General features: G+C 28.2%; 20 protein-coding genes, 2 pseudogenes and 1 other annotated feature. Of the genes and pseudogenes, 12 read left to right on the top strand and 10 right to left on the bottom strand.

Annotated features, from left to right (window positions below; translation table 11 throughout):
- The first annotated feature begins 8 nt into the window (after positions 1-8).
- On the top strand, positions 9-1,682 hold the full coding sequence (cspC, locus tag ACTG46_RS12305) for a bile acid germinant receptor pseudoprotease CspC (RefSeq protein WP_479922899.1): 1,674 nt from the start codon (positions 9-11) through the stop codon (positions 1,680-1,682).
- Positions 1,683-1,797: 115 nt separating this feature from the next.
- Here the strand turns inward: cspC and ACTG46_RS12300 are convergent.
- The 7 genes and pseudogenes from ACTG46_RS12300 to ACTG46_RS12270 all read right to left on the bottom strand — a co-directional run.
- Positions 1,798-2,037: pseudogene (locus tag ACTG46_RS12300) on the bottom strand (GNAT family N-acetyltransferase); the annotation flags it as partial.
- A 12-nt stretch (positions 2,038-2,049) separates the two neighbouring features.
- The gene (locus ACTG46_RS12295) at positions 2,050-2,316 is read right to left on the bottom strand and encodes a hypothetical protein (RefSeq protein WP_479922898.1); all 267 of its coding nucleotides are present in this window, start codon (positions 2,314-2,316) and stop codon (positions 2,050-2,052) included.
- A gap of 13 nt (positions 2,317-2,329) precedes the next feature.
- A complete protein-coding gene (locus tag ACTG46_RS12290; protein ID WP_054277017.1) occupies positions 2,330-3,256 on the bottom strand; it encodes a hypothetical protein in 927 nt (308 codons plus the stop codon).
- Positions 3,257-3,314: 58 nt separating this feature from the next.
- Positions 3,315-4,097 carry an aminoglycoside 6-adenylyltransferase gene (locus ACTG46_RS12285; protein WP_479922897.1) on the bottom strand — a complete coding sequence of 261 codons (783 nt, stop codon included), beginning with the start codon at positions 4,095-4,097 and terminating at the stop codon, positions 3,315-3,317.
- A 155-nt stretch (positions 4,098-4,252) separates the two neighbouring features.
- A complete protein-coding gene (locus ACTG46_RS12280; protein ID WP_479922896.1) occupies positions 4,253-4,873 on the bottom strand; it encodes a Crp/Fnr family transcriptional regulator in 621 nt (206 codons plus the stop codon).
- A gap of 87 nt (positions 4,874-4,960) precedes the next feature.
- Entirely contained in the window at positions 4,961-5,857 is an 897-nt protein-coding gene (locus ACTG46_RS12275) for a conjugal transfer protein (protein ID WP_479922895.1), read from the bottom strand.
- Entirely contained in the window at positions 5,854-6,024 is a 171-nt protein-coding gene (locus ACTG46_RS12270) for a prealbumin-like fold domain-containing protein (protein WP_407963406.1), read from the bottom strand. Before ACTG46_RS12270 ends, ACTG46_RS12275 begins: the two co-directional genes overlap by 4 nt.
- Here ACTG46_RS12270 and ACTG46_RS12265 point away from each other — a divergent pair.
- From ACTG46_RS12265 to ACTG46_RS12245, 5 genes and pseudogenes are all read left to right on the top strand, one after another.
- A pseudogene (locus tag ACTG46_RS12265) lies at positions 6,015-6,116 on the top strand (zinc ribbon domain-containing protein); the annotation flags it as partial. The gene ACTG46_RS12270 and the pseudogene ACTG46_RS12265 overlap by 10 nt on opposite strands.
- Positions 6,117-6,618: 502 nt before the next feature.
- Positions 6,619-6,813, top strand: coding sequence for a CDIF630_02480 family spore surface protein (locus ACTG46_RS12260; RefSeq protein ID WP_021385202.1), 195 nt, complete (start codon positions 6,619-6,621; stop codon positions 6,811-6,813).
- Between the two features lie 201 nt (positions 6,814-7,014).
- Positions 7,015-7,249, top strand: a binding site (T-box leader).
- Positions 7,250-7,326: 77 nt separating this feature from the next.
- The gene (gene asnS / locus ACTG46_RS12255; RefSeq protein WP_219673327.1) at positions 7,327-8,724 is read left to right on the top strand and encodes an asparagine--tRNA ligase; all 1,398 of its coding nucleotides are present in this window, start codon (positions 7,327-7,329) and stop codon (positions 8,722-8,724) included.
- A 176-nt stretch (positions 8,725-8,900) separates the two neighbouring features.
- Positions 8,901-9,362, top strand: coding sequence for a hypothetical protein (locus ACTG46_RS12250; protein ID WP_479922894.1), 462 nt, complete (start codon positions 8,901-8,903; stop codon positions 9,360-9,362).
- 199 nt (positions 9,363-9,561) lie between these two features.
- The gene (locus ACTG46_RS12245; RefSeq protein WP_479922893.1) at positions 9,562-11,484 is read left to right on the top strand and encodes a YARHG domain-containing protein; all 1,923 of its coding nucleotides are present in this window, start codon (positions 9,562-9,564) and stop codon (positions 11,482-11,484) included.
- A gap of 223 nt (positions 11,485-11,707) precedes the next feature.
- Here ACTG46_RS12245 and ACTG46_RS12240 read toward each other — a convergent pair whose 3' ends face one another.
- The 3 genes from ACTG46_RS12240 to ACTG46_RS12230 all read right to left on the bottom strand — a co-directional run bounded on the left by ACTG46_RS12240 (position 11,708) and on the right by ACTG46_RS12230 (position 14,200).
- Positions 11,708-12,883, bottom strand: coding sequence for a GGDEF domain-containing protein (locus ACTG46_RS12240; protein WP_479922892.1), 1,176 nt, complete (start codon positions 12,881-12,883; stop codon positions 11,708-11,710).
- Positions 12,884-13,275: 392 nt separating this feature from the next.
- Complete coding sequence (locus ACTG46_RS12235) at positions 13,276-13,782, bottom strand: ImmA/IrrE family metallo-endopeptidase (RefSeq protein WP_054276988.1); 507 nt, start codon at positions 13,780-13,782, stop codon at positions 13,276-13,278.
- Between the two features lie 76 nt (positions 13,783-13,858).
- Positions 13,859-14,200, bottom strand: a complete 342-nt coding sequence (locus ACTG46_RS12230) for a helix-turn-helix domain-containing protein (RefSeq protein ID WP_054270708.1) — start codon at positions 14,198-14,200, stop codon at positions 13,859-13,861.
- 444 nt (positions 14,201-14,644) lie between these two features.
- Between ACTG46_RS12230 and ACTG46_RS12225 the strand changes: the two genes are divergently transcribed.
- From ACTG46_RS12225 to ACTG46_RS12200, 6 genes are all read left to right on the top strand, one after another.
- Positions 14,645-16,009, top strand: a complete 1,365-nt coding sequence (locus ACTG46_RS12225; RefSeq protein WP_479922891.1) for a hypothetical protein — start codon at positions 14,645-14,647, stop codon at positions 16,007-16,009.
- A gap of 21 nt (positions 16,010-16,030) precedes the next feature.
- A complete protein-coding gene (locus ACTG46_RS12220) occupies positions 16,031-16,522 on the top strand; it encodes a zinc ribbon domain-containing protein (RefSeq protein ID WP_479922890.1) in 492 nt (163 codons plus the stop codon).
- 275 nt (positions 16,523-16,797) lie between these two features.
- Entirely contained in the window at positions 16,798-17,469 is a 672-nt protein-coding gene (locus ACTG46_RS12215) for an N-acetylmannosamine-6-phosphate 2-epimerase (protein WP_054270705.1), read from the top strand.
- Positions 17,470-17,538: 69 nt separating this feature from the next.
- Entirely contained in the window at positions 17,539-18,420 is an 882-nt protein-coding gene (locus tag ACTG46_RS12210; RefSeq protein ID WP_054270704.1) for an N-acetylneuraminate lyase, read from the top strand.
- Between the two features lie 32 nt (positions 18,421-18,452).
- On the top strand, positions 18,453-19,955 hold the full coding sequence (locus ACTG46_RS12205; RefSeq protein ID WP_054270703.1) for a sodium:solute symporter family protein: 1,503 nt from the start codon (positions 18,453-18,455) through the stop codon (positions 19,953-19,955).
- A 135-nt stretch (positions 19,956-20,090) separates the two neighbouring features.
- Positions 20,091-20,543 carry a NanQ anomerase/TabA/YiaL family protein gene (locus tag ACTG46_RS12200; protein ID WP_479922889.1) on the top strand — a complete coding sequence of 151 codons (453 nt, stop codon included), beginning with the start codon at positions 20,091-20,093 and terminating at the stop codon, positions 20,541-20,543.
- Positions 20,544-20,652 lie beyond the last annotated feature (109 nt).

Here is a 20,652-nt window from a genome sequence, read left to right as displayed (position 1 = left end):
AGGGAGTTATGGAAAAATCTTATTGTATAATTTATCAAGGCGATATAGAAACTGCACTCCAAGAAAATGGTATAAATAGGTATATGGTTTTGAATAGCCAGCTTGCAGTAATATATGTACCTATGGATTTTGATGAAACTATTTTAAATAACATATTGCAAGTAGCATGGTGGGAAGAGTCAGCTCCTATGAGTAGTCTGATTGATATAACTAACAATGTAAATAATGGAGAAACTATTACTACAGCTGCCGAAACTGAATATATCTATGAAAATCCATACAATGATATAACAGGAAGAGGAATCTTATTGGCAGTTATAGATTCAGGAATAGATTACTTACATCCTGACTTTATAAATGCGGATGGAAGTAGTAAAGTTTTAAAACTATGGGACCAAGAAGCAAATACAAATCCACCTCCAGAAGGTTTTATTTTTGGAAGTGAATTTACAAGAAGTGAGTTAAATATAGCTATAAGTAGAAATGATGGGAGTTTAAGTCAAGATAATATAGGTACTGGAACTTTGGCTTCTGGTATATTGGTTGGGAATGGAAGGGTAAATTCACAGTATAGAGGTATTACTACAGAATCAGACTTAATAGTGGTTAAATTAAAATCATATGTGGATACTTATTATGCTGGAAGGATAAATTACAGTGTTTCAGATTTTCTAGCTGCGATAACATATGTTACTAATATAGCAAGAACAGAAAATAAACCTATAATAATAAATTTAACTATTGGTGTTAAATCAGGTGCTGTAGCAACTACTTCAATATTAGATACTTTTAGTCTGTTGAGTAGTGCTGGTGTGGTAGTAGTCAGTGGTGCAGGTAATCAAGGCAATACAGACATTCATTATTCTGGCAGATTTAGTAGTGTAGGTGAAGTACAAGATGTAATAATACAAGATGGGGATGATTATGCACTTGATATAACACTAAATACGAATGGTCCAGATAAAATAGGAGCACAGATAATATCTCCTTCAGGTGAAGTTAGTCATGATATAAGATATTCTCCAGACTTTTATGTATATAGAGGAAAATTCAACTTAGAAAATACTACTTATGCAATGCGATTTATTTATCCATATATCACTTCTGGAAAAGAAAACTTGGAGATAAAGTTAAGAGATATAAAACCTGGAGTATGGACTTTAAGATTGACTTCAGAACTTGTAATAGGAGGAGAATATGATATATATTTACCGAATAAAAACCTGATAGCTCCAGATACAAGATTTTTGGACCCTGATTCAATTGCGACAATAACGATGTATGCGGCTAGTGACGATGTAATCACAGTGGGTACATTTAACAATAAAACAGATAGTATGTGGATTGGTTCTTCAAAAGGTCCAATTAGAGGAAGAGGAATTAAACCAGATATAGTAGCTCCAGGTGTAGACATAATATCTACATACAAAAACGGAACATATAATACAGGAACAGGAACAGGTATTAGTAGTTCTATAGTTACTGGTGTCTTAGCTTTATTAATGGAATATCTAGAAAAACAAGATAATATACCAAGGTTATCATTATTTACACAAGTTTTAAAAACATATTTAATATTGGGAGCAACAAAACTTGATATATATACATATCCTAATGTATCACAAGGATATGGGATTTTAGATTTGAAAAATACAATTCAACAGATAGCAAATACTTTGTAAATAAAAAAGCATCTTTAATTAGTAGTTTAATTTTATTGTATAGTTGTCATAAAAAAAACTTATATTAAATTTGATTATCTTTTCATAAGTTGGTAAATGTCGATATATCCTGTATCTACAAGGAGTATCGACATTTTCTTTTTGGAAGATACTTTGCATAAGTTGGCATTTTTCTATTCTTTATTATGGAATTGTGACAGTATTCTTCAATCTTAAAACCACATTTTTCCAATACTTTACTTGACCCTCTATTGTAGGAATATACATTAGCATGAATTTTGTTAAGGTTGTATTTTTCAAAGGCAATTTTGCATATTTTTTTTACTGCATTTGTTGCTATCCCTTTGCCCAAATAGTTCCTAGCAAGCTAGTAACCTAATTCAGCATTTTTATTAATAGAGGTATCTTCTTCAAATGTTAGGATGATACTTCCAATAGCCCTTTCTTGATAAAAAATAACATAGCTAAGTTGTTTAACATCTGGAGTTGCCAAACAAAAACTAATAAAATCTCTAGCTTTTTGCTCCCTATAAGGGTGGGGGAAGTTGTCACGAAGATTATTTGCAATTTCTTTATCATTCGCAAACTCAACTAAATCGGTAATATAAGCATAATTCCACTCTAGAAGTTCCATTTTTCTTCTCCTTTTATGAAACAGCTACAAGAAATCTTTCTAAGCCAATACCACTTATCAAACAGCGTTCTTTTTTATTTCCAAGCATTTGATAAGTCCAGTCAACAAATCCACCATCAACTATTTCAATGGTTTCATTTCCTTGTTTGACCGATAATTTGAAATTGATACCTTTATAATAATTATTATCAACATCATCATTATGAATTGATAACTCTATATTAGGAAAAATAAGTTTGATAGTTTCAACCATTCTGTCGAAAAATCCGTCATTATCTTTGTATCCGTTTCTTTTGCGTAGAATAATAGAGAAACGAACATTTTCTATTTCACTTAATATATCTTTATAATAGTTTAAGTGCTTTTCTAACAACATTTTTTCACAAGTGTAAGACCCTGTATCTATACCAGATGAAACCATACAATATAAGCCAAAATGTGAATATAAACCTTTACCTACAAAATTTTGTGCTCTTATTGCCCTAGCAGTAGTAGCCATGTGGATAGGTATGGTATTATTTTCTTCTTTTCTTTTTAATTTGTCAGCAATAATTATTGCCAACATATTTGAGGGGTCTGCAAGTGTTTCTGTCCCTCGTAGAGCACTTACTACGTTATATTGATCTACGGAGCCAAAAACGCTACAGCTACCTAATGGAGCAGAGGGAGAAAGCATAATCGTCTTGATATCCATATTGAATGCTTTTCTCAATAATTTTGATTCCAAAGCATGAATTTCTTCTGGATCTATACCACTAGGGATAGTAAATCTATTTAGTTGGTATGACTTTAGAATATCAGTTGCAGTTAAAGTATTTGCTTGTCTATCAAACACTTCTAATAGAAGTGAGTTCAAATCTGATTTTGATAGAGCTGATAACTTATCAACTATATTCTTATCTCCAATTTTATTTGTAATTCTACTTAAAATATCACTCATAGTTATCCTCCATACTGTTACTTTCAAATTTACTATTCAATGTTTTTTTACTTTGGGTTTATTTGATTAAATCTTGAAAATACTGTAATGCAACCCTTTCAGCTTCAACCTTTCGGACAATAGGACTTTGTGATAATTCCTCTCTTAACTCAAGATACAGGTTGATAGTAGCCTGCAATGCATTAACACAGCTTTCATATTCATGGGTAGCAACCGTCTTTTCTAATGCTTCAATATATTGGGGTGCATCCAATTCAATTTTTCTAACTCCACGAGGTAATTTACCTAAGAGAAGCTGTATTAATGGGGCAAGTACTGATTGTCTTAAAAAAGATAAAAAATCAATTGTTTCAAATAGTTCTCTACGTCCAATCTTAGTACAAGCGTAATGAACCCAAATCCAAAATCTATCTTCAATCCACTGTAAGTCTGGAGTTGGGAAGTATGCTTCTTTTTTAGAATAAATTTCTGTTATGCAGTTGTTTTCTTCATAGAGAATAGCTGAATCTTCAACCCTATCTAGTAAACCATCTAAGGTTGTAAACTTAAAATCAACATGAAGAACAGGGGAATCATAGAGGGAAATTATCAATCGAGGTTCTCCAACGTGTTCGCCAGTAAAAGCAGAAACTAATGTTCCAAACTGTTCCGCAATAAGTAATCTCTCTTCGATAACTTCTTCATAGGATTTATCATCTGCTACAATCAGAAAATCCAAATCAGAATATTCATCTAACGATTTTGTGATATAAGAACCGCTAATTGCAAGTCCTATTATCCTACTATCTCTTTTTGAAAATTCTAATACGTTTTGTATCATTTCCTGTTGTGTTTTAGTCATAATATAACACCTCTCACTTTCTTTTATTAGCTATCAATCCAACATAATTATGCATAGGAGTATTATATAATGAAGAAATAAAAAAAAATAGGTCACTTGACCCGAAATAAAAAAGTATTGAATAATTATTATCCAATACTTTTTTGAAATTATACTTATGTTGTAGGAAGATTCTTTAATACCTCTCGCTGATTAATTACACTAAATCTTTTGTTTTCATAAGCAATTAGATGTTCTTGTACACATTCATTTATAGCACGATTAATGCTTCTAATTGGAGCGTTTACTTCGCTAGCAAGCTGTTTTTTGGTAAGCAGATTTAATTCACTTCTATAATAGTGTAAGGATATACACCTCAGAAGTCGTTCTTTAACACTTAAAGATGATAATTCTTCAATTAATTCAGCATTTACAACTAATTTACTAGATATTTCTCGAATCAGAAATTTTGTAGCTTCAAAATCTCCCCTTAACCAGTTTAAAAAATCATCTCTATGAAGTTTATATACATTACAATCTGTGAAAGCGACAATTTCAACGGGTTTTTTCCCATCATTAAATTGTTCCATTTCTCCAAAAAAACTACCACTTCTATAAAGATGAATAGTTGAGATGTTTCCTTTCACATTTAAGATGAATGCTTCTGCAATACCGTCAATCATAAGAATTACATATTCATTTTCTTGCCCAGCAAAAAGAATAGTCTCTTTCTTTTTATACGTTTTTTTAACAAGCTTCTTTTTAATATCTTCATTCATAAAATCAATTAAATGCATATTCATCCCTCCTTACCAAATCTTTGATTAAATTATATCATCTTTCAATTAGTTAGGTAAGATAGTAAAAATATATTTACATAGAAACTATTCCATTATTATTTTCCAGTTGTCATTTTTCTGCAAAGTAAGCTCAAACTGGGAAAACTGTGTAACTTTGGTTTCCTTATCAAGGTATTTCACTGTTACAATAGCAGTCACTTGATTGTTAACTTGTGTATAAACAGGATTCACAAGTTCCACAAATACATAATCTTTATTAATTACATCAAGTGCTTGATTACTTACATAGTAAGATAGCTCTTTTTCTGTTGCAGTAGGATAGAGCTTGAAGAATGTGTCTAGGAAACTATTAATTTCCTCTGTTGTATTTGCGTCCACCGTTCCATTACTATCAGAAAGTACAGGCTCATAGCTTGCCTTTTGTGGCTTGCTGTCAATGGTAGGGTTCTTAATAATTACCATATTGACTACTTCATCTACATAGACAGTAACAGTATAGGTGGAAGCGATATTCTTTTTGTTCTCGCCCTCTGAAATCTGTTGTCCTACTGAAAAGAGTACATCATAGGCATTTTCATTGTTCTGTGTCACACTCCATACTTGAAAGCTGTTGACAATAGAACTAGTAGGAATATCCGAGCGAACCATTTCAGTATTCAACTGTTGTAGGTTTTCAGTCAGATAATTCTTCAAACGTTCAATTCGTTTGTCCTGTGAATCTTGCGACTGTTGCCATGAAAAATATTCCTTGCTAAAGGATTCTACAAAACTCTCAATGCTATTCGTATCAACAACCTGTTTCTCAATGATTTCTTTTGGATTTAAGATACTAGCTAATGTTGTTTGCCAGTCATAGTTTCCAAATTTCACAAGGTCAAAGCCACCAGTGATAACGACTTCTTTTACAGTAGTAGATTGAACCGCAGTATCTACGGTTTGACCTGCATATTTTAACTCAAATGGAATCTTGTTTTGATTCAATACATAACCTGCTGGAGCTGTTTTTCAAGAGCATAGTATTTTCCTAGCTTAATATTTGAAGAAATAGCTTTTCCGTATTCGTCTGTTGTGATGGTGGTAACTTTCGTACCATCTTCTTTATAGATTCCATAGACTGCACCTTTTAAGGAGTAGTATTGTAAGAGAATGGATTTGTCCTTGTTGTAATGTAACTCATGATAGAGATATAAATGCAAGTATAAATATATTAAAAGAAGGACTAAGACTAATAACAGTTTAAAATAAATAACTTATGTAAGAACCGTAGGAACTACGGGGATAGCCTGTGGAGAATTGGTAAGACATATTTCAGTATGCAAGATTCTATGAAACAGGAACCCTGTGACTTTAGTCATGGGAGGTTCAGACAATACTGATGTGTTAATACCATATCTTTGCATTTCTAGGACTTATCAACGTATCAAGGCTCATTCGGTAGTAGTAAATTAGTAGTAAAATGGCTTTGTTAGTCCTGTATATATGCGGATAGGTACTGTGTTCTAGGGGATAATCAGATTTTTAGTATGTTTTTTATATTAAAAAATAGTACCAAAAATTAATATTAAAATAAAAAGATAGTCGTATATTTTGTAATATGAAATAAAAATTTTGGATAAAAATAGGATTGAATTAGGTATTAAAAATGTATATTATTTATTTAAAAATCATTATAATCTCAACTTATGAATTTAATTTGAAAAATTGCTAAAACTATTACAAAATAAATAATAGAGGTGATAGTTTTGGAAAATAAGAAAGCAAGAGCATTAAAAGGCAAAGATAATAAAAGACTTAGAAGTCCACTTTTAGTTGGAAATGAGTCAACAGCAGCATGGGCTGATGTTGAAAAATTAAAACCTCATAGTAAAGTTTCAATACCTTCACTTAATAGTGTTGAGGAAGCAAAAGATTGGGTTGACAATGGAAGTAAGTTATAAAAATTGTAAGATTCAATGATAAAAATAAGTATTTATTGTAATTTTGTAGAGTAGTATTGGCTTGTAGACTTATATCTAGTTTGATGAACAATGTGCTACTCTACTTTTTTTATAAATAGCAATCAGTATCAATTTCATAAATTTATTGACTAAAAATTTATAAATTGGTATAATTTTGTTAATTAGCGGAAATAATAAAAGATAAATACTGTGAAGAGAAGAGTAGATATAAAATGTAGTTTTAGCGAGTTGAGGACGGTGAGAGCTCAATACGAGGTTTATATTGAAGAACATCTTGGAGTTTCTAATCGAAAGCTTGTTTAGCAAGTAGACTTAGACGGAAGGCACCGTTATAGGCTTTAAGCATTGCTTAACTAAGAGGTCATTTATGACAATTAGGGTGGTACCGCGAGAGTAATAGTCTTTCGTCCCTTTATATAGGGATGAAGGGCTTTTTTTTATTGAAATTATATTTATAAGAAATTAATAATAATTATACTAGGAGGATTTAAAATGCAAAAGGAATTTATAACAGTAAAAGAATTGTACAGAGACAAAGAGCAGTACATAGGAAAAACTGTAAAAGTAGCTGGATGGATAAGAACATCTAGAGTATCTAAGAACTTTGGATTTATAGAGTTAAATGATGGAAGCTTTTTTAAGAATATGCAAATAGTATTTGATGAGAAAGTAGAAAATTTTAAAGAAATAGGAAAATTAGCAATAAGCTCATCTATATTTGTGGAAGGTGAATTGGTATCTACAGAAGGAGCTAAACAACCTGTAGAGATACATGCAAAAAGTATAGTTGTAGAAGGGGAATCAGATAGTTCATATCCGCTACAAAAGAAAAGACATACACTTGAATACTTAAGAACAATAGCACATTTAAGACCAAGAAGTAATACTTTCTCAGCTGTATTTAGAGTAAGATCAATAGCTGCATATGCTATACACAAGTTTTTCCAAGAAAGAAACTTTGTATATGCACATTCTCCAATCATAACAGGTAGTGACTGTGAAGGTGCAGGAGAAATGTTTAGAATAACAACTATGGATTTAAATGATATTCCAAAAACTGAAGATGGAAAAATAGACTATACTCAAGATTTCTTTGGAAAAGAAGCAAATTTAACAGTTAGTGGACAATTAAATGCTGAAATAATGGCACTTTCTTTTAGAAATGTTTATACTTTTGGACCTACATTTAGAGCTGAAAACTCTTACACAGGAAGACATGCTTCAGAGTTCTGGATGATAGAACCAGAAATAGTTTTTGCAGACCTTGAAGATAACATGGAACTTGCAGAAGATATGATAAAATATGTTATAAGTTATGTTTTAGAAAATGCTCCTGAAGAAATGGAATTCTTTAATAGTTTTATAGATAAAGGATTATTAGAAAGATTAAATAAGATAGTAAACTCTGAATTTGTTAGAATAACATACACTAAAGCAGTAGAGTTATTAATTGAATCAGGTCATGAATTTGAGTATCCAGTTGAATGGGGATGTGACCTTCAAACTGAGCATGAAAGATATATAACAGAGCAAATATACAACTGTCCAGTATTTGTAACTGATTATCCAAAAGATATAAAAGCATTCTATATGAGAATGAATGAAGATGGTAAAACTGTTAGAGCAATGGATTTATTAGTTCCTGGTGTTGGAGAAATAGTTGGGGGTTCTCAAAGAGAAGAAAGAGAAGACGTTTTATTAGATAGAATTCATGAAATGGGATTAAGAGAAGAAGATTACTGGTGGTATTTAGAGCTTAGAAAATTTGGTACTGCTACTCACTCTGGATTTGGTCTTGGATTTGAAAGAATAATTATGTATATGACAGGTATGTCTAATATAAGAGACGTTATACCTTTCCCAAGAACTCCTAAGAATTCTGAATTCTAATAATTATAAATTATAGTAAAATTATATAATTTTAAGCATAAAAATAGTAAATAACTTGTATATTATCTAGTTTGGATATATGCAAGTTATTTTTATTGTACTTGTAAACATATGATTTAATTAATTTTATTTTGCAATACAATATAAGTATAAAGTATTCAAGTTAGGAGGGGAATATGATGTGTGAATTTTGTTTTATTGAATTTAATGTTGATAATATTGAAGTATTTAAGAGGATTGAGAATTTATTTTCATATATAGCAAGTATAAAAAATGATTGTGTACAAGTTAATGATTTGGAATATTATATTTTAGAAAGAGTGGAAGATTTTTATTATAGAGAAGAATTAGATTATTTTTGGTGGCCAACAGAAGAAGAAAATAAAATGTTTTGGGAGAAATATAAACAGTTAGATGAAGAAAAAATACAAGAGTATTTGAAATCTGTTCCGTGGGATTTTGAAACTGTATTTTCTGAAATTGGTATAGGTGATTATACAATAGAAGGTTGTAAAATGATTGAAGAAAAAACTTCAAAACTTTATTTTAATCCCATAGGATATCCTTATGGAGGAAATGAAGTACTTCAAGAAGCATTAAAGGCTTTTGGAGTAGTTATAGTTAATGTGATAGGATAACGTTTGTTGTGATATACTATAAACTATAAAGTGATTTTAGATAATTATGGAAAAAATATAAATGAATTTGTAGGCTAGCTTTATATTACAAATATATAAGGCTATAGTATGAAAATGTGTAAAATGTTAAATATAAAAAATATTTATTACATTATCTATTATATGAGGGGGAGTAAGAATATCTAAGAAATGGTTATTTATGGTTTTAAGTTTGGTACTTATATGCACAGGTTGTACAAAAAATAATTCTAAAAATAGTCAGGATAAAAGAGATAATTCTCTTATACTATTAAAAAGAGATGAGGATAATTCTGATGGTATGACAGATGTATATATAAAGACACAAGGTAAGGATGAAGAAAAAATAGCATCAGATATACCTATAGATACAAAGAGAGATTATATAAATGGGGAGCAATCTATATTAATTCAGGATAAAGAGAATAATTTGTATAAATACAATTTAAAAAAAGAAAAGGAAAAATTAGCATCAGACTTAATTTCTAGTGAACTTAACTCATATGAATTTATTCCTTCTTCAAAGACTATGGCATATATATCATCAGAAAATTCTTTGTATGTAAAGTATGATGGGAAAGACAAAGAAAAAATAGCCAATGATGTTGTATTATATAAGATATCTCAAGATGGAAAGTATATATATTATGTTAATACAGATGAAGAGTTATATCTATATAAAGAAAATGGAGATAAAGAAAAAATATCAACAGATATAAAAAATTTTGATATTATAAACAATAAAGGCGATGTGATATTTATAAATAATGATGATAATTTATACTTAAAAAGCTTAGATAAAAATGATAAAGTTAAGATTAGTTCGGATGTATCGAATTTATGGGGAGTAAAATCTGATGATGAAGATATTATGTATATAAGTGAGTATAATTATAAAGACTTAAAAGGAGAATTGTATTTATATAAAAATGGAAAAAGTGAAAAAATAGCATCAGATGTTAGGTCTTATAGATATAGAAATAATAAATTTTACTTTATAAATAGTGATGATGAATTATATGAAAAAGAAGTAGGAAAAGACGAATCTAAGAAAATAAAATCTGATATTGATTATATAAGTTTAATTAATGATGGTATTGTATTTATAAATTCTGATAGTGACATATATATCAAGAAAGATAATAAAGAAGAAGAAAAAATAGGAAATGACATGAAAGAAAATTCTAATCTATCTATTATTAATAATGATAAATTACTTTATGTTAAATCAAGTGGTGAGTTATTTTTAGATAAAGAGAAGATAGCAAGTGATGTGATTGGTTATTCCTTTAATTCAGAGAACATAGTATATTCTAGCAAGAATAAGGAAGTACATTTTTATAATATGAAGACTAAGAAAGATAAAGTTGAAATGAGTAATATACAAAAGTACTCAGAGATTTATTTAGAAAATGAATTGATTTATTCTAAAAATCTAGAGCCAAAAGATTTAAGTGGTTTTTGGAAGGCTGATGAGTATAATATATTTGAGTTTGAAGAACCTGATAAAATAAAACTTTATACTAAAAACCAAGAAGAAGGTAATTATACGATTAAATATGAAGTAGAAAGTTCAGATAGCAATAGTATGGTATTAAAAAGTAAGGATAGTTCATCAAATAAAAAACTGTCTGTAACTAGATATAATAGTAATGAAATTTCATTAGAAGCTGACAAAGTAAGTGGTACACTTAACAAAATTTCCAAAGAAGAAGCTGATAAATTTATCAAAAGCATAAATAATAAAACAAGTGATGAGAGTGATAAAGAAAAAAATAATAACAAGAACAGTAAAAGTGATTCAAATTCAGATTCTAACTCAAAAAGTAAAGAAGTAAGTTATGATGATGATTATATTATATATGATAGTGATTCAAGAGTTTTGACTAGAGAAGAACTCGAGGGTTATAGCAAAGGAGAGTTAGCCTATATAAGAAATGAAATATTTGCAAGATATGGGTATGTGTTTAAAGAAGAGCCATATAAGAGTTATTTTAGTAATAAATCATGGTATCAGCCAGATTATGATATAGGAGCTGATACAGATGTGTTAAATTCTATAGAAAAGCAAAATGTTTCGTTGATTAAAGAAATGGAAAATTAGATAATAATATATTTGAAAATATAACTTAGATTTAATGGTATAGCTTATAAATATTAAAATTCAAAATAATTAATATTCAGAAAATAATAAACCTATAAGTGAGACTTAAGTTTAAAAGTCTAATTTATAGGTTTATTTAATAGTGTTTACTTACTGTAAATATAAAAAAATTTTTCCTGAAAAATTTAAGCATGAAGGATTAATACTTTTATTTATATATTTTTTAATAAAATTCCACACAATTACGTCCTTCTTCTTTTGCAGTATATAGAGCTTTATCACAGTAACTTATAAATTCTTCTAATGTTATTTTTTCTTCAATTTTCTTTGTATAAACTCCAATACTAACAGTTACACATTTTGAAGGTACATCATCACGTTCAAAATGGCAATTTTCTATAATTTTTCGTAAACATTCTGATTTAAGTTTAGCATCTTCTTCATCACAGTTGAAAATACATATAAAAAATTCCTCGCCACCATATCGTATAGCATGTGCATTTTCAGAATTTGTAAAATCTAAAATTACTTTAGCGATACTTTGCAAGCAATAATCTCCTTTTTGATGTCCATAGGTATCATTAAATTGCTTGAAGTAATCGATATCTAGCATCATTCCAGTTATAGGTACTTGATTTGCATAGCTGATTAATTTTTTTTGTAGAATATCTTCAAGGTATCTACGATTATTCATTTTAGTTAGTTCATCTATCATGACTTTATGATTAAGTAAATTATTTATATGATATATTTCCTCATATTGTTGGCGAATTAGAAGTTTGTCATAATAAGTAAATACACGACTTCTATATAGCATTGTAGAAACAAAAATAGCAAGTGATGTTATAAAAAAAGTATTAACGATATTACTAAATTCATTACCTGGTATAGTTTGAATTCCAGGTAAGAAAAAGTTAAGAAATAAAAAGCATCCACCAAAAACTATTATTGATTCTCCGAATTTTAATACTGAAAAAGCCGCAGCTGCTAACATAATGTAACTAAATACACTTAAGTCATTTCCACCTAATTGGTCGAGTAGAGTAATTACACATCCCCATAGGCAGAAAAAAGATACATAAATTACCCATAAGTTTATATAAAAAGTGCAATACTCCTTTTTTTTATTCCAAAGATAAGAAAATACAAACATAAAGATTGAAGATACAGAGAACAGTGTTATGTACATACAAAAATACCATTGACGTCTTGGAGTGGCAAAAGGGCCACCTTCTCTAGCTGATATTGATATAATCATAATTATTTGGGATATTATTATTATTATACAAATGATTTTCCCTGTATGATAAAGATAATTGCAAAGCTCTTTTTCAACGTTTTCTTTATGTTCTTTGTCTAGAGGAAATCCAAAAATTTTTTTTAAATTTTCTAAGTTCATATAGGCCTCCATTAAAAATAAAACATAAAAATAAGTATCCCTTTTCTTTTCTTAGATACTTGGAATACTTTATTAATAACTTAATTATATCAAAATATATTATGTGTAACAATCTAAAATTATGTTAGATTGTATTTATTAATTAATATTAAATGAATTTTTCAATTAGTATTTTATTATAATTAAGTTTTATATTTATATAAAAGAGCAGATTAACTGCTCTTTATATATTTTTTTTATGTACAATATTATATGAATCTTTTTTATTCAGTTTATACTATGATATTATATTGATATTCTTACAATTACCTAGTTTTTATATACATTTTATTATAATTATATTTAAATATGTATTTGTTAAATAATAAACTATAAAAGTAGAATAAAAGAGTTTAAAAAATATCCTCATATATGTAGAAATTTGGTAAGCTAGTTAATACTAGGAATCTATTATTTCCCAAGTCTAACATGTTTTTCTTTCTTGATAGAAATTCTAATCTTTTTAATAAAAATTTTACACTAACTTGTAATTCTTCAGCTATTTCATAGACATTTGTGGCATATGAATTAATAACATGTATTATCTCTTCTTCTGCTATAAGAAATTCACCTGCCCATCTTAGAGCTTTTTCTTCAGTTTTATCTATCAATATTTTATTTTTGTAGCTGTTTTCTGAAGATACATAATCTCCTACACTGGTAAAATGATGTCCTAATTCTTCTGCTAAAATTTCTATTAGTTTAGTCTTATTTTGTTTTAATGAATTAAGTAATGATATAATTTTTAGCCCTTGTTTGTTTATATACAATCCTTTTATGTCATCTGTTATTTTGTCAGTGTAGTAAATTTCTATTTCTTCATTTTTTGCTAAATCTAAAAGTGCGTCTAGTTTATTCATGGAAATCCCCCTATAAAAAGAATGTATTTTTGAGTTTTGTTATATATAAAGAGCAGGTGTGAACTGCTCTAAATATTTATTTTTTATATTTGCTTATTAAAAATTCTATATAATCATTAAGTTGCTCTTGAGCTTCTTCTGGTAAAACTTTGTTAGGATTAGATTTATGCGTTGCTACGGTATCTATGTGATTTCTAACAAGAGTTCTCCCTAAAAGATAATCAATAGATACATTAAAAAAATCTGCCCAATTTTCTAAAACGTTTATTTCTGGTTTTCTTTTGTTATTTTCATACTGTGATATTGTTGATTTATTAAAACTCGTAAGATAAACTTTATTAAATTTTTCAACAAGTTCCTCTTGAGTTAGATTCATTTCTGTTCTTAAAAGTTTAAACCTCTCACCAAAAGTTGACATAAATAAAACCCCCTTTATAAAAAGTATAGCATAAGTTTATGATAATGTTAACTTATTTCAGAAAAGTTAACAGAAAAGTGCATTTAAATATTGATAAGCTTTGTTTGTATTAAAACATAAACTATGTACTAAATTTATATAGTTATAAGTAACATAATAATAACTATTTATAACTTAATTTTGGAATCAAAAATAAATGGTGGCAAAACCTAACTTGCCACCATCTTGCCACTGAAAATAAAGAATAGAATAAATTTAAATTAAGCATAATAAAACATAAACAACAAAACTGACATTAATAAATTATTGAAATACCAATACTTGTTAAAAAATAACAACAATAAACAAATAAAATAGATAAATATATCCAATTAAGGTATAATTAAGTTTTATATGATATAGTTATATTTGATAATTTACAACAGTAAAACTTGGAGGGAAAAAATGGATGAAAAAAAAATAAATAATATGAATTATTCACATAATAACTATTCCAAAACAACAGGCGAACTAACTAGAAAAATAAAAAATAAAAACTTCACACTTAAAAGAAAAGAAGAAAAAATTTGTCCTAGTTGTAGCAAAGAAAATAATTCTAAAGATAATTACTGTAAATTTTGTGGAAATGAGCTTTATGAAGTAGCATCCTTAAAACCATTTGAAACAAAATTAGACTTAAAATCTAAAATAAAAGAGCTTTCACATCATGCAAATACAAGAGGAATATTTTTAACAACCTTTACAAATGTATTTATATTATTTATTATTGCATTGATATTTAAAGCTGTAATAACTATTCAATTTAATGATATTAGTTATTTAATAAATCCAGCACATATAATTCTAGCTCTTAACTTGGGTCAGATTAGTGTATCTATGTCTACTATGATGGGTTCTGGATTTATAAATGCTAATATAGGATTGTTAATATTACTTATAATCCCTATTCTAGGATTAATAATATCAAATTTAATTTTTATGAGAAAAAGATGTAAAGACTCAAAATCTACATTAGCAAATTCATTAGGAGTTGGGATTCTTTATGGATTAATTTTAGCTGTTCTATCTGTTTTTACTAATGTAAAGACTGGTTCACATAGTATGTTAGAGTATGGCTATGCACTAGAATATAGTTATCAGTTTTTTAGTGTTCTTTTAAATGGATTTGTATTAGGATTTATATGTACATATATAACTAATTACAAAAAGAGTTATGAAAAAGAAAATATGTATATGTCTCTTTTTTCAAATTCTATAAAGATATTTATATTAGGATATGTTTTAGTATTGGCAATCCTATTTGTACTAACTGTATCCGATAGTAGCTACTTAAACGAATTAGATATGAGTAGTTACTCAAATGGAGCAAATTTATTTGCTATACTGCCACAAATAGCTAGTTATATGTGGGCTTTTGCAAATGGAATTTCAGTTACTATAATAAATTCAACAGTATCAATATTTAGTTTGGGCTCATCATCTCTATTTGGAGATACTAAATTAATGTTTTATGCAATGGGAGCTTTATCTGCATTAATACTATTATTAAATGGATATAAATTGAGATTTAAGTATGACACAGATAATATCAAGCCTGTAATAGTGTTTAGTGTGTATTATGCATTTTTAATGGGTATGCTGGCTTTATTTAGCACATTTATACTTGATAGTAATATTAATTTCTTTAATACAACTAGTTATGGTGCAACTTTAATAATGCAATTTAAAGTATTCCAAACTATTATAATTTCATTTATATATAGTTTTGTGATATCTTTAATAGGGTATAAGCTAAACTCAGCTGATTAAATATGATTGGAGGAAATTTCTATGGAAGAAAATACTAAGAATACAGTAGACGATAAGTTTTCTAAAGTTAAGAAAAAGTTTGGTAATGGAAAATTTAAAGTTGAATTATATAAAGAAAAATCAAAGATAAATAGAGAGATTGAGGATATTCAAGAAAAGAAAGCAAAGATATTCTTAGAAATGGGAATACTAACATATCAAAAAATTAGAGAAGATTATTTTGATGATGAAAGTTTTGATAAGTTTTGTGATGAATTACTAGAACTCGACAAGATAATCTATGAAAAAAATATGGAAATTAACGAAATGGAAATCGCAGAAAGTAATGTAACTTGTGAATGTGGTTATGTTGGAAGTGTAAATGATAAATATTGTGCGGAATGTGGTAAAAAATTTGAGTTAGAAAATGAATCTGGTGATTTTATAGTTTGTGGTTACTGTGAAAGTGAAATAGATTCAGAGTCTGAATTTTGTCCATGTTGTGGTAGAAAAATTATAATGGATTTAGAGTAATATTGGGAAACCTATGTATAGTGTACATAGGTTTTTTTATTGAAATAATTTAACAGGAGTATTTATGAGAGTACTTATATAAAATGAAAATAAACACCAAAAAAATGAAATAAAATTTCTTTTAAATAAGAAAAACAAGCTAACTCATGGAATAAACTGGTAAAAATATAGAAATAAGAAAAAAATATGAAAAAATATTGCAAAGAAAAAGTTTTCATGTTATTATTAATACATAAATCAAGAAAATAAATTTCAGAAATGAGGTAATTGAAAAAATGCTAGATAAGGTAAAGGGTAAATTAATAGTATCATGCCAAGCTTTGGAAAATGAACCTCTTCATAGTCCTTTTATAATGGGTAGAATGGCTAAGGCTGCTATGGAAGGTGGAGCTGTTGGAATTAGGGCTCAAGGGGTTGATGATATTATTGAAATAAAAAAAGTTACTGGACTTCCTGTTATAGGTATTATAAAGAGAAATTATGAAGATTCAGATATATATATAACACCAACTAAAAAGGAGGTTGATGAGCTTCTGACAACAGGGTGTGAGATGATAGCTTTAGATGCCACTAATAGAGTTAGACCAAATAATGAAGATTTAAAGGAAATTATAAAGTATATAAAAGAAAATGGGGTTTTAGTAATGGCAGATGTTTCAAACTATGATGAGGCTGTTAAAGCTCAAGAGTATGGTGTGGACTGTGTTTCAACTACACTATCTGGGTATACTCCATATACAGAAGTTTTAGAAGGTCCAGACTTTGCACTAATGGAAAGATTAGTTAAAGATTTAGAAATACCTGTAATAGCTGAAGGAAAGGTAAATACTCCTCAAGATTTAAAAAAGGTATTTGAGTTAGGTGTTCATTCATCAGTAGTAGGCTCAGCAATAACAAGACCACAACTAATAACAGAAAAGTTTGTTAAAGCAATTGAAATTAATTAAAAATTAATTTATAAATTAAAAAATTATTATATTTAACTATATTTAAAAACTAAAATTGGAGGTAAGGATATGAGAACAACAGATATGAAGGGAATTTATTCAGCATTATTAGTTTCATTTGATAAGGAAGGAAATATAAATGAAAAAGGGTTAAGACAAATAATTAGACATAACATAGATGTTTGTAAAATAGATGGTCTTTATGTAGGGGGAAGTACAGGAGAAAATTTCATGCTTTCAACTGATGAGAAGAAAAGAATATTTGAAATAGCTAAAGATGAAGTAAAAGAAGAAATAAAATTAATAGCTCAGGTTGGTTCAGTTAATTTAAAAGAAGCTGTGGAACTTGCTAAATTTACAACTGATTTAGGATATGATGCTATAAGTGCTGTTACACCTTTTTATTATAAATTTGATTTTGAAGAAATAAAACACTATTACAATACAATAATAAATTCTGTAGATAATAGATTAATAATATATTCTATACCATTTTTAACTGGTGTTGATATGAGTTTAGAGCAATTTGGAGAATTATTTGAAAATGAAAAAATAATAGGTGTTAAATTTACAGCAGCAGATTTCTACTTATTAGAAAGAATGAGAAAAACTTTCCCAAATAAATTAATATTTGCAGGATTTGATGAAATGATGTTGCCAGCTACAGTTTTAGGAGTAGATGGAGCAATTGGTTCTACATTTAATGTAAACGGTATCAGAGCCAGACAAATATTTGAATTAACTAAAAATGAAAAAATATCAGAAGCACTTGAAGTACAACATGTGACTAATGATTTAATAACAGATATATTAGGAAATGGTCTATATCAAACAATTAAATTACTACTTGAAGAGCAAGGTGTTGAAGCTGGATATTGTAGACAACCTATGAAAGAAGCAACTGATGAAATGAAATCAAGAGCAAAAGAAATATACAGAAAGTATTTTTAATAAAATACTTTTAGTATGGGAGGATTAGTAAAATGGTAGGATTTACTTGGATAGATTTTGCAATACTGGTAGTTTACTTATTGGCAGTTTTATTTGCAGGGTTGTTATTTTCAAAAAAGGAAATGAAAGGAAAAGAGTTCTTCAAAGGTGATGGGACTATTCCTTGGTGGGTTACATCAGTATCAATATTTGCCACATTATTAAGTCCAATATCGTTTTTATCATTAGCAGGAAATTCTTATGGTGGAACTTGGATTTTATGGTTTGCACAATTAGGTATGTTTATAGCAATACCTTTGACAATAAAATTTTTCTTGCCTTTGTACAGTAGGCTAGAAATAGATACAGCATATGAATACTTAGAAATGAGATACGAAAGTAAAGGTCTTAGAGTAATTGGAGCTTTAATGTTTATAATATATCAAATAGGACGTATGTCTATCATAATGTATCTTCCATCAGTGGTTCTAGCTGGTCTTACAGGAATACCTGTAAATGTATTGATAGTAGTTATGGGCGTAATAGCAATAATTTATTCATATACAGGTGGATTAAAGGCTGTTTTATGGACCGATTTTATACAAGGGATGGTACTAATAGTAGGTGTTACAGGGACATTGTTCTATTTAATAGCAAGTATAAATGGTGGTTTTGGAACAGTGATGGATACACTTACAAGTGGACATAAATTCTTAGCAACTAATGAAGTTATGTTTGATAAAAATATACTATCTACAAGTGCATTTATAATATTTGTTGGAGCTGGTCTTAATACTTTTTCATCATATGTATCAAGTCAAGATATAGTTCAAAGATTTACTACAACAACTGATATAAAGCAACTTAACAAAATGACATATGGAAATGGTGTTTTATCAATGGGACTTGCAACTGTGTTTTATCTAATTGGAACTTGTTTATTTATATACTATACTCAAAATCCAGATTTAGCTCAAACAGTTCAGCAAGACCAAGTATTTGCATCGTATATAGCTTATGAATTACCAGTAGGTATAACAGGAATACTACTTGCAGCAATATATGCAGCATCTCAATCAACTTTATCAACAGGACTTAACTCAGTTGCTACAAGTTGGACTTTAGATATACAAACTATAATAACAAAAGATATAAGTATGGAAAGACAAACTAAGATAGCACAATATATATCATTAGGTGTAGGTATACTTTCTATAGTCGTTGCAATAATCTTAGCAAATGGAGAAATAAAGTCAGCATATGAATGGTTCAATAGTTTCATGGGACTAGTTTTAGGAGTTCTGGCAGGAGTATTTGTGCTTGGAGCATTTTGTAAAAAGGCAACTAAAATGGGAGCTTATGTTGGATTTATAATATCAGCAATTTTGGTTGTTTATCTAAAATATCGTATGCCAGAAGTAACTTCTTGGGCATATTCTTTAATAACAATAACTACTTCTGTTGTAGTAGGTACAATAGTTAGTGCAATAGAAGCTAAGGTTAAAGCAAAAGTATCTTTACCAAGAGCTGAAACTACTGTTTATTATGAAAAATAATATGATGTTTAAATGATAAATTGTCTTATAGAGTGATTAGATAAATAATTTAGTTACTCTATAGGACTGTAGAATACAATTTATATGTAAAAGTATAAAAAAATGTATTTAAAATTATATAGGGAGACAATGCTTATGATATTTGGAAATATAAATCATAGTAAGACATATTCAACATTACATGAAGATTTACTTAGATGTTTCGAATATGCTAAAGAGAATTCATTAATAGATTATGAAAAAGGTACTTATACAATAGATGGTGATGATAGTTTTGTGAATATTGTAGAGTATAAAACTTGCGAAAAAGAAGAAAGATTCTGGGAAGCTCATAAGAAGTATATAGATGTACACTTAATGCTTGATGGATGTGAAAGAATAGACTTAAATTTTATAGAAAATTTAGAGCAAAAACCATATGAAGAAGAGGGAGATTTTTTACCCCTTGATGGTAAAAACAATGGATATGTAGAACTTAGAAAAAATGATTTCTTAGTGTGTTATCCAGAAGATGCCCATATGACAGCAATAAAAGTTTTAGAAAAAGAAAATATCAAAAAAGCTATTTTTAAGGTTTTGGTTAGATAATGAGGATTTATACAACCACTAAGGCTGAAAATAGTGATTTAACTTTCAGCGATTAGTGATATTTCGTAAATTTTAGTTAGATTACTATTTTCAGCCTTAGTTTTTTATA

The sequence above is a fragment of the Clostridioides sp. LIBA-7678 genome, from assembly GCF_056716065.1.
The sequence above is the reverse complement of the archived record's forward strand: the minus strand, read 5'-3'. Positions and strand labels throughout refer to the sequence as shown.

Coding starts and splice junctions, on each gene's coding strand:
- asnS (WP_219673327.1), top strand. CDS start 7,327: ATGCAAAAGGAATTTATAACAGTAAAAGAATTGTACAGAGACAAAGAG.
- ACTG46_RS12200 (WP_479922889.1), top strand. CDS start 20,091: ATGATATTTGGAAATATAAATCATAGTAAGACATATTCAACATTACAT.
- ACTG46_RS12220 (WP_479922890.1), top strand. CDS start 16,031: ATGGAAGAAAATACTAAGAATACAGTAGACGATAAGTTTTCTAAAGTT.
- ACTG46_RS12235 (WP_054276988.1), bottom strand. CDS start 13,782: ATGAATAAACTAGACGCACTTTTAGATTTAGCAAAAAATGAAGAAATA.
- ACTG46_RS12215 (WP_054270705.1), top strand. CDS start 16,798: ATGCTAGATAAGGTAAAGGGTAAATTAATAGTATCATGCCAAGCTTTG.
- ACTG46_RS12205 (WP_054270703.1), top strand. CDS start 18,453: ATGGTAGGATTTACTTGGATAGATTTTGCAATACTGGTAGTTTACTTA.
- ACTG46_RS12250 (WP_479922894.1), top strand. CDS start 8,901: ATGATGTGTGAATTTTGTTTTATTGAATTTAATGTTGATAATATTGAA.
- ACTG46_RS12240 (WP_479922892.1), bottom strand. CDS start 12,883: ATGAACTTAGAAAATTTAAAAAAAATTTTTGGATTTCCTCTAGACAAA.
- ACTG46_RS12290 (WP_054277017.1), bottom strand. CDS start 3,256: ATGAGTGATATTTTAAGTAGAATTACAAATAAAATTGGAGATAAGAAT.
- ACTG46_RS12225 (WP_479922891.1), top strand. CDS start 14,645: ATGGATGAAAAAAAAATAAATAATATGAATTATTCACATAATAACTAT.
- ACTG46_RS12245 (WP_479922893.1), top strand. CDS start 9,562: ATGGTTTTAAGTTTGGTACTTATATGCACAGGTTGTACAAAAAATAAT.
- ACTG46_RS12295 (WP_479922898.1), bottom strand. CDS start 2,316: ATGGAACTTCTAGAGTGGAATTATGCTTATATTACCGATTTAGTTGAG.
- ACTG46_RS12230 (WP_054270708.1), bottom strand. CDS start 14,200: ATGTCAACTTTTGGTGAGAGGTTTAAACTTTTAAGAACAGAAATGAAT.
- ACTG46_RS12210 (WP_054270704.1), top strand. CDS start 17,539: ATGAGAACAACAGATATGAAGGGAATTTATTCAGCATTATTAGTTTCA.
- ACTG46_RS12280 (WP_479922896.1), bottom strand. CDS start 4,873: ATGCATTTAATTGATTTTATGAATGAAGATATTAAAAAGAAGCTTGTT.
- cspC (WP_479922899.1), top strand. CDS start 9: ATGGAAAAATCTTATTGTATAATTTATCAAGGCGATATAGAAACTGCA.
- ACTG46_RS12285 (WP_479922897.1), bottom strand. CDS start 4,097: ATGACTAAAACACAACAGGAAATGATACAAAACGTATTAGAATTTTCA.